This window comes from Streptomyces sp. 4N124, assembly GCF_052245395.1.
Classification (GTDB): domain Bacteria; phylum Actinomycetota; class Actinomycetes; order Streptomycetales; family Streptomycetaceae; genus Streptomyces.
This window is the reverse complement of the sequence record NZ_JBQQBS010000026.1, coordinates 123,366-130,601: the sequence shown is the minus strand read 5'-3', so window position 1 is coordinate 130,601 and position 7,236 is coordinate 123,366. Positions and strand designations below refer to the sequence as shown.

The following is a 7,236-nucleotide window of genomic DNA, read 5'->3' as shown; positions in this document are numbered from 1 at the left end:
TCGAACGCGCCGCCGTCCACGGCCCACCCACCAACCGCGACCTCCTCGTCCGCTCCCTGCGGCACAAGGAGTTCACCACCGCCCGCATGGACACCGGCTTCTACGACCGCCACCTCCCCGAACTCACCGCCCCCACCCCCGACTCCCACGCCCCCCTCGCCGCAGCCCTCGCCGACGCTCACTCCCCCACCTGCTCCCGCTTCGGCGGCTTCCGCAACGTCCCCTCCCAGCCCCACACCAAGCGCTACGACATGGCGGGCGAGGAACACGAGGTCCACTACCGGCACACCCGGGCAGGCCTGGAGGCGGACGGCGTACGGGTCGTCCACGCCGACGCGCGTCTGGTCGTACTCGAAATGGACGGCGTACAGCGCAAGTTCGATGTGGCGCGATACGGCGACGAGATCTTCGTCAACACCACCGCCCTCAAGGCCCTACCCCGCTTCCCCGACCCGACGACCCAGCACGCACCGGGATCCCTGCTCGCACCGATGCCGGGCACGGTGGTGCGGATCGCGGAGGGGGTGGCCGTAGGAGCGGCTGTACGGGCCGGAGAGCCCCTGCTGTGGCTGGAGGCGATGAAGATGGAACACCGCGTGTCCGCGTCGGCGACAGGAACGCTGAGCGCCTTGGACGTAGTACCTGGACAACAGGTAACGGTCGGCCAATTGCTGGCGGTGGTGGAAAGCGCCCCTTAGGGGCGCGGGGAACTGCGCGACCAGCCACATACCACCTGCACCCGGAAGGAGCCCCATGCTCCCCACTCTCGAATCCGAAGAACACCAGGCTCTACGAGCCGCAGTGGCCGCCCTCGGCAAGCGCCACGGCCGCACCTACACCCGAGAAGACCTCTGGTCCGAGGCAGGCAAACTCGGCTACCTGGGCGTCAACCTCCCCGAGGAATACGGAGGCGGGGGAGGCGGCATCGTCGAACTCTCCATCGTGCTCGAAGAACTCGGTGCCGCCGGCTGCCCCCTCCTCATGATGATCGTCTCCCCGGCCATCTGCGGCACGGTCATCGCCCGCTTCGGCACCGAGGCCCAAAAACGCGAGTGGCTCCCCGCACTGGCGAACGGCACGCGCACGATGGCCTTCGGCATCACCGAACCCGACGCCGGCTCCAACAGCCACCGCATCACCACCACCGCCCGCCGCGACGGCGCGGACTGGCTGCTCACCGGCCGCAAGGTCTTCATCTCCGGCGTGGACATCGCCGAGGCGACCCTCATCGTCGGCCGCACCGAAGACGCCCGCACCGGCAACCTCAAACCCTGCCTGTTCATCGCCCCGAGAGACGCCGAAGGCTTCGAGCGACGGCAGATCGACATGGAACTCAACGCCGCCGAGAAGCAGTTCGAGCTGACCCTCGACGACGTACGACTCCCCGCCGACGCCCTGGTCGGCGACGAGGACGCGGGCCTTCTCCAGCTCTTCGCCGGCCTCAACCCCGAACGCATCATGACGGCCGCCTTCGCGATCGGCATGGGCCGCTACGCCCTCGCCCAAGCAGTCACCTACGCGCGCGAACGCACCGTCTGGAAGGCCCCCATCGGCGCCCACCAGGCGATCGCGCACCCCCTCGCCCAGTCGCACATCGAACTCGAACTCGCCCGCCTGATGATGCAGAAGGCGGCCCACCTGTACGACGCCGGAGACGACACCGGCGCGGGCGAAGCCGCCAACATGGCCAAGTACGCGGCCGGAGAGGCATGCGTGAAAGCCGTCGACCAGGCCGTGCACACCCTCGGCGGAAACGGCCTCACCCGGGAATTCGGCCTCGCCTCGCTGATAACGGCCGCCCGCGTGTCTCGTATTGCCCCAGTGAGCCGGGAGATGATTCTCAACTACGTCTCCCACCAGACCCTGGGCCTGCCCAAGTCGTACTAGGCCGTCTTGGAGGAACGATGTTCCGCAGCGAGTACGCAGACGTCCCGCCCGTCGAACTCCCCATCCACGAAGCCGTGCTGGGCCGAGCCGCCGAGTTCGGTGACACGCCCGCGCTGATCGACGGCACCAACGGCATGACCCTCACATACGCGCAGGTGGACCAGTTCCACCGGCGCGTCGCCGCCGCGCTGGCCGAGGCGGGCGTCCGCAAGGGCGACGTGCTCGCCCTGCACAGCCCGAACACCGTCGCCTTCCCGACCGCGTTCTACGCCGCCACGCGTGCGGGGGCATCCGTCACGACCGTGCACCCGCTGTCCACCGCCGAGGAGTTCGCGAAGCAGCTGCGCGACTCGGCGGCCCGCTGGATCATCACCGTCTCCCCACTGCTGGAGACCGCCCGCAGGGCCGCCGAACTCGCGGGCGGTGTCGAGGAGATCTTCGTCTGCGACAGCGCGCCAGGACACCGCTCCCTCATCGACATGCTCGCCTCGACCGCTCCCGAACCACAGATCGACATCGACCCCGTGGCGGACGTCGCGGCCCTCCCGTACTCCTCGGGCACCACCGGCATGCCCAAAGGCGTGATGCTCACGCACCGTCAGATCGCCACCAACCTCGCCCAACTCGAACCCCTCATGAGCGCGGGCCCCGGCGACCGCATCCTCGCCGTCCTGCCCTTCTTCCACATCTACGGGCTCACCGCGCTGATGAACGCGCCCCTGCGCCTGGGCGCCACCGTCGTCGTCCTGCCCCGCTTCGACCTGGAAACCTTCCTCGCCGCCATCCAGAACCACCGCATCACCGGCCTGTACGTCGCCCCACCGATCGTCCTCGCCCTCGCCAAACACCCACTCGTCGCCGAGTACGACCTGTCGTCCCTGAAGTACCTCGTCAGCGCCGCCGCCCCGCTCGACGCCCGCCTCGCCGCGGCCTGCTCCCGGCGCCTGAACCTGCCGCCGGTCGGCCAGGCGTACGGCATGACGGAACTGTCGCCCGGCACCCACGTCGTCCCCCTGAACGCCATGCACGACGCGCCCCCCGGCACCGTCGGCAAACTCATCGCCGGCACCGAGATGCGCATCGTCTCCCTCGACGACCCCGACAAGGACGTCGGCGTCGGCGAATCCGGCGAGATCCTCATCCGCGGACCCCAGATCATGAAGGGCTACCTGGGCCGCCCCGACGACACCGCCGCGATGATCGACACCGACGGCTGGCTGCACACCGGAGACGTCGGCCATGTCGACGCCGACGGCTGGCTGTTCGTCGTCGACCGCGTCAAGGAACTCATCAAGTACAAGGGCTTCCAAGTGGCCCCCGCCGAACTGGAAGCCCTCCTCCTCACCCACCCCGGCATCGCCGACGCCGCCGTCATCGGCGCCCACAACGACGAGGGCAACGAAGTCCCGCACGCCTACGTGGTCCGCCAGCCCACCGCCACCGACCTCTCCGAAGGAGAGGTCATGATGTACGTCGCCGAACGCGTCGCCCCCTACAAGCGCGTCCGGCAGGTCACCTTCATCGACGGCGTACCGCGCGCCGCCTCCGGCAAGATCCTGCGCCGGGAACTCAGGGAGCGCACGTGACGTTGATCAGCCGTACGCGCGCGCGTGGCATCGAAACGCTCAGCCTCGACTCCCCGCACAACCGCAACGCCCTGTCGGCGGCCCTCGTCGGCGAGCTCGCGGACGCGCTCACCGACTGCGGCAAGGACGGCGACATCCGCGCGGTCGTCCTCACCCACACCGGCAACACCTTCAGCGCGGGCGCCGACCTGCGCGACCCACCACCCCCGGCCGCACTCGTCGGCCTGCTCCGGCAGATCGTCGAACTGCCGAAGCCCGTCGTCGCCCGCGTCACCGGCCACGTCCGCGCGGGCGGCCTCGGACTGCTCGGCGCCTGCGACATCGCCGCCGCGTCGAACGAGGCGACCTTCGCCTTCACCGAGGTACGGATCGGCGTAGCCCCCGCAGTCATCACCCTCCCGCTGCTGCCCCGCACCGACCCCCGCGCCCTGGCCCGCTACTACCTCACCGGCGAACGCTTCGACGCCGCCGAGGCAGCTCGAATCGGCCTGCTGACCGCTTCGGGCGGCGACGCCGACGCCGTACTGGAACCCGTCCTCGACGGACTGCGCCGCGCCTCCCCACAGGCCCTGGCCGAGACGAAACAGCTGCTCACAGCTAGGGTGCTGGAAGCCTTCGACCGGGACGCGGCCGACCTCACCGCGCTCTCGGCCCGGCTGTTCGCCTCTGCCGACGCCCGCGAGGGCATGACGGCCTTCCTAGAACGACGGGAACCGCCATGGGTGCTGTGAGCACGGTCGACCGTGGACCCAAACAGGACCGCAGCCGGGCCACCCGGCAACGGCTCCTCGAAGCCGCCGTGGCCTGCCTCGCCGAACACGGCTGGGCAGGCTCCACCGTCTCCGTCGTCGCCGAACGCGCCGGCGTCTCCCGCGGCGCCGCCCAGCACCACTTCCCGACCCGCGAGGACCTCTTCACGGCAGCCGTCGAATACGTCGCAGAGGAACGGTCCGGCGCCCTGCGAGCACTGTTCCCGCAGGACACGACGGTCGACCGGCGTACGGCGGTGTCGGCCCTGGTCGACCTCTACACGGGCCCCCTGTTCCGCGCAGCCCTCCACCTCTGGGTCGCCGCCTCCAACGAGGAGCAGCTCCGCCCGCGGGTCACCGAACTGGAGGCCCGCGTCGGCCGCGAGACCCACCGCATCGCGGTCGAACTGCTCGGCGCGGACGAGTCCCGGGCCGGCGTACGGGAGACGGTTCAGGGTCTGCTGGACATGGCGCGCGGCCTGGGCCTTGCCAACCTGCTCACCGACGACCGCCCGCGCCGGGAACGCGTGGTGGCGCAGTGGGCCGTACTGCTGGACGAGATGCTCACGGACTGAGCCGCTCCACCCGCCAGCTCCCGTCCGGCTCCGCCACATACCGCAGCCGGTCATGCAGCCGGTTCTCGCGCCCCTGCCAGAACTCCACCGACTGCGGAGCCACCCGGAAACCACCCCAGTGCGGCGGCACCGGCACCTGCTCGCCCTCCGGATAGCGGGCCGCCAACTCGGCGTACGAGGCGTCGAGATCGGCACGTGTGGCGATCACCGAGGACTGGGCGCTCGCCCACGCCCCGAGCTGCGAACCATGCGGCCGGGTACGGAAATAGGCGGCGGTCTCATCACGGCCGGTACGCCGCGCCACCCCCGACACGATCACCTGCCGGGCCATCGGATGCCACGGGAACAGCAGCGACACATACGGGTTCTCGGACAGATCACGGCCCTTGCGGGAGTCGTAATTGGTGTAGAAGACAAAACCCTGCTCGTCGAACTGCTTCAACAGCACCGTACGAGAACTGGGCCGCCCCTCACCGTCCGCCGTCGAAACGACCATCGCGTTCGGCTCGAAGAGGTGGGCCTGCGTCGCGGCCTGCCTGAACCAGCGCGCGAACTGCTCCACCGGCGTGCCGGCCAGATCGGACTCGGCCAGACCCTCGGCCCGGTACTGCTTGCGCATCAACGCGGGATCAAGGGGGACGGCGGACACAGCGTCACGATCGTTCACGCGGTCATCTTGCCGTATCCGCACGCGCCGTTCGCCACGGTGTCCTTCATCACTGAGTGGCACTGAGTGCCGCGAACCCTCCCCAAGGGTGACACTCGGAGATATCGTTCAGATGCCCTTCCGGTTGGGGTGACCGCCGGCCGCACGGGGCATCACAGGGATGACGCCCAGGACCGCGAGTCTCCGCAGCGCACCGACCGCGGATCCACCGGGCGGAACACCACCACGACCAACGAAAAACACGGCAGCAGCCCGACCCACCAAAGAACTGCCGCAACACCACCCCCACAAGCCACACCACACACATCACCTGTCGCACACATCACGAGGAGCCGCCTGATGTCCGACTTCGTACCCGGACTCGAGGGAGTCGTCGCGTTCGAGACGGAGATCGCCGAACCGGATAAGGAGGGCGGCGCACTCCGGTACCGGGGCGTCGACATCGAGGACCTGGTCGGCCACGTCTCGTTCGGCAACGTCTGGGGCCTGCTCGTCGACGGCGCCTTCAACCCCGGCCTGCCGCCCGCCGAACCGTTCCCGATCCCCGTGCACTCCGGCGACATCCGCGTCGACGTCCAGTCGGCACTCGCCATGCTCGCCCCCGTCTGGGGCCTGAAACCACTGCTCGACATCGACTCCGCCCAGGCCCGCGAGGACCTCGCCCGCGCCGCCGTCATGGCCCTGTCCTACGTCGCCCAGTCCGCCCGCGGCCAGGGTCGGCCCATGGTCCCGCAGCGCGAGATCGACAAGGCCAACTCCATCACCGAACGCTTCATGATCCGCTGGCGCGGCGAACCCGACCCCAAGCACGTGGCGGCGGTCGACGCCTACTGGACATCGGCAGCCGAACACGGCATGAACGCGTCCACCTTCACCGCCCGCGTCATCGCCTCCACCGGAGCCGACGTGGCCGCCGCCCTCTCCGGCGCCGTAGGAGCCATGTCCGGCCCCCTGCACGGCGGCGCCCCCTCGCGCGTCCTCGGCATGATCGAGGAGATCGAGCGCACCGGGAATGCCGACGCCTACGTACGTCAGGCCCTCGACAAGGGCGAACGCCTCATGGGCTTCGGCCACCGCGTCTACCGCGCCGAAGACCCCCGCGCACGAGTCCTCCGCCGCACCGCCCGCGAACTCGGCGCCCCCCGCTTCGAGGTCGCCGAAGCCCTGGAGAAGGCGGCCCTGGCGGAGCTGCACAGCCGCCGCCCGGACCGCGTCCTCGCCACCAACGTCGAATTCTGGGCCGCCATCGTCCTCGACTTCGCCGAGGTCCCGGCCCACATGTTCACATCCATGTTCACCTGCGCCCGCACGGCCGGCTGGTCCGCCCACATCCTGGAACAGAAGCGCACGGGCCGCCTGGTCCGCCCCTCCGCCCGCTACGTCGGCCCCGGTTCCCGGAACCCGCGCGAGATCGAGGGCTACGGCGACATCGCGCACTGACGCCCCCCTCCCCGGGGAGCGCAGACGACCCGCGAGCTCTGGTCCCTCCGCCTGACGGCGGAGAAGCCGGCCGGACGTACCGGCGAGCTCGCGGGTCGGGTGACTGCGTTGGATTGGCCGGCTGCGTGTTTCGCGCACACGCTGGTCCGGCACCGCACTGGGTGTGGTGGCGGGCCGCTAGCCCGCAGCCACCTCGCACGTCCGGGATTCATACATGTACCGGATCACCTCCTTTCAGCGATGAGCCCCACCCTAGGAAGCGGCCGGGGACCGATCAACCGGTTTTTCGGGAACTTGACTCTGCTTGTTCGAGGCGGACGCTGTATCCGTAT

7 protein-coding genes are annotated in these 7,236 nt (G+C 69.8%); 6 read left to right on the top strand and 1 reads right to left on the bottom strand.

Translation table 11 applies throughout. The features are described from left to right. The 5 genes from ACTWQO_RS25670 to ACTWQO_RS25650 form a co-directional block, all read left to right on the top strand. Nucleotides 1-698, top strand: a 698-nt coding sequence (locus tag ACTWQO_RS25670) for a biotin/lipoyl-containing protein (RefSeq protein ID WP_443239708.1), incomplete at its 5' end; no start/stop codon positions are given. A 55-nt stretch (nucleotides 699-753) separates the two neighbouring features. Continuing rightward, nucleotides 754-1,887 carry an acyl-CoA dehydrogenase family protein gene (locus ACTWQO_RS25665; protein ID WP_443239707.1) on the top strand — a complete coding sequence of 378 codons (1,134 nt, stop codon included), beginning with the start codon at nucleotides 754-756 and terminating at the stop codon, nucleotides 1,885-1,887. A 17-nt stretch (nucleotides 1,888-1,904) separates the two neighbouring features. Next, entirely contained in the window at nucleotides 1,905-3,473 is a 1,569-nt protein-coding gene (locus ACTWQO_RS25660; RefSeq protein ID WP_443239706.1) for a 4-coumarate--CoA ligase family protein, read from the top strand. Beyond that, nucleotides 3,470-4,204: an enoyl-CoA hydratase family protein gene (locus ACTWQO_RS25655; RefSeq protein WP_443239705.1), complete on the top strand. Its 735-nt coding sequence runs from the start codon at nucleotides 3,470-3,472 to the stop codon at nucleotides 4,202-4,204. The genes ACTWQO_RS25660 and ACTWQO_RS25655 overlap by 4 nt, the downstream gene beginning before the upstream one ends. Then, the gene (locus tag ACTWQO_RS25650; RefSeq protein ID WP_443239704.1) at nucleotides 4,192-4,797 is read left to right on the top strand and encodes a TetR/AcrR family transcriptional regulator; all 606 of its coding nucleotides are present in this window, start codon (nucleotides 4,192-4,194) and stop codon (nucleotides 4,795-4,797) included. The genes ACTWQO_RS25655 and ACTWQO_RS25650 overlap by 13 nt, the downstream gene beginning before the upstream one ends. On the opposite strand, the gene pdxH is transcribed toward ACTWQO_RS25650, so the two are convergent. Next, the gene (gene pdxH / locus ACTWQO_RS25645) at nucleotides 4,787-5,464 is read right to left on the bottom strand and encodes a pyridoxamine 5'-phosphate oxidase (RefSeq protein ID WP_362940281.1); all 678 of its coding nucleotides are present in this window, start codon (nucleotides 5,462-5,464) and stop codon (nucleotides 4,787-4,789) included. The two genes, ACTWQO_RS25650 and pdxH, sit on opposite strands and share 11 nt — an antisense overlap. Nucleotides 5,465-5,803: 339 nt before the next feature. Between pdxH and ACTWQO_RS25640 the strand changes: the two genes are divergently transcribed. Next, on the top strand, nucleotides 5,804-6,904 hold the full coding sequence (locus ACTWQO_RS25640; RefSeq protein ID WP_443239703.1) for a citrate synthase 2: 1,101 nt from the start codon (nucleotides 5,804-5,806) through the stop codon (nucleotides 6,902-6,904). Nucleotides 6,905-7,236: the final 332 nt, after the last annotated feature.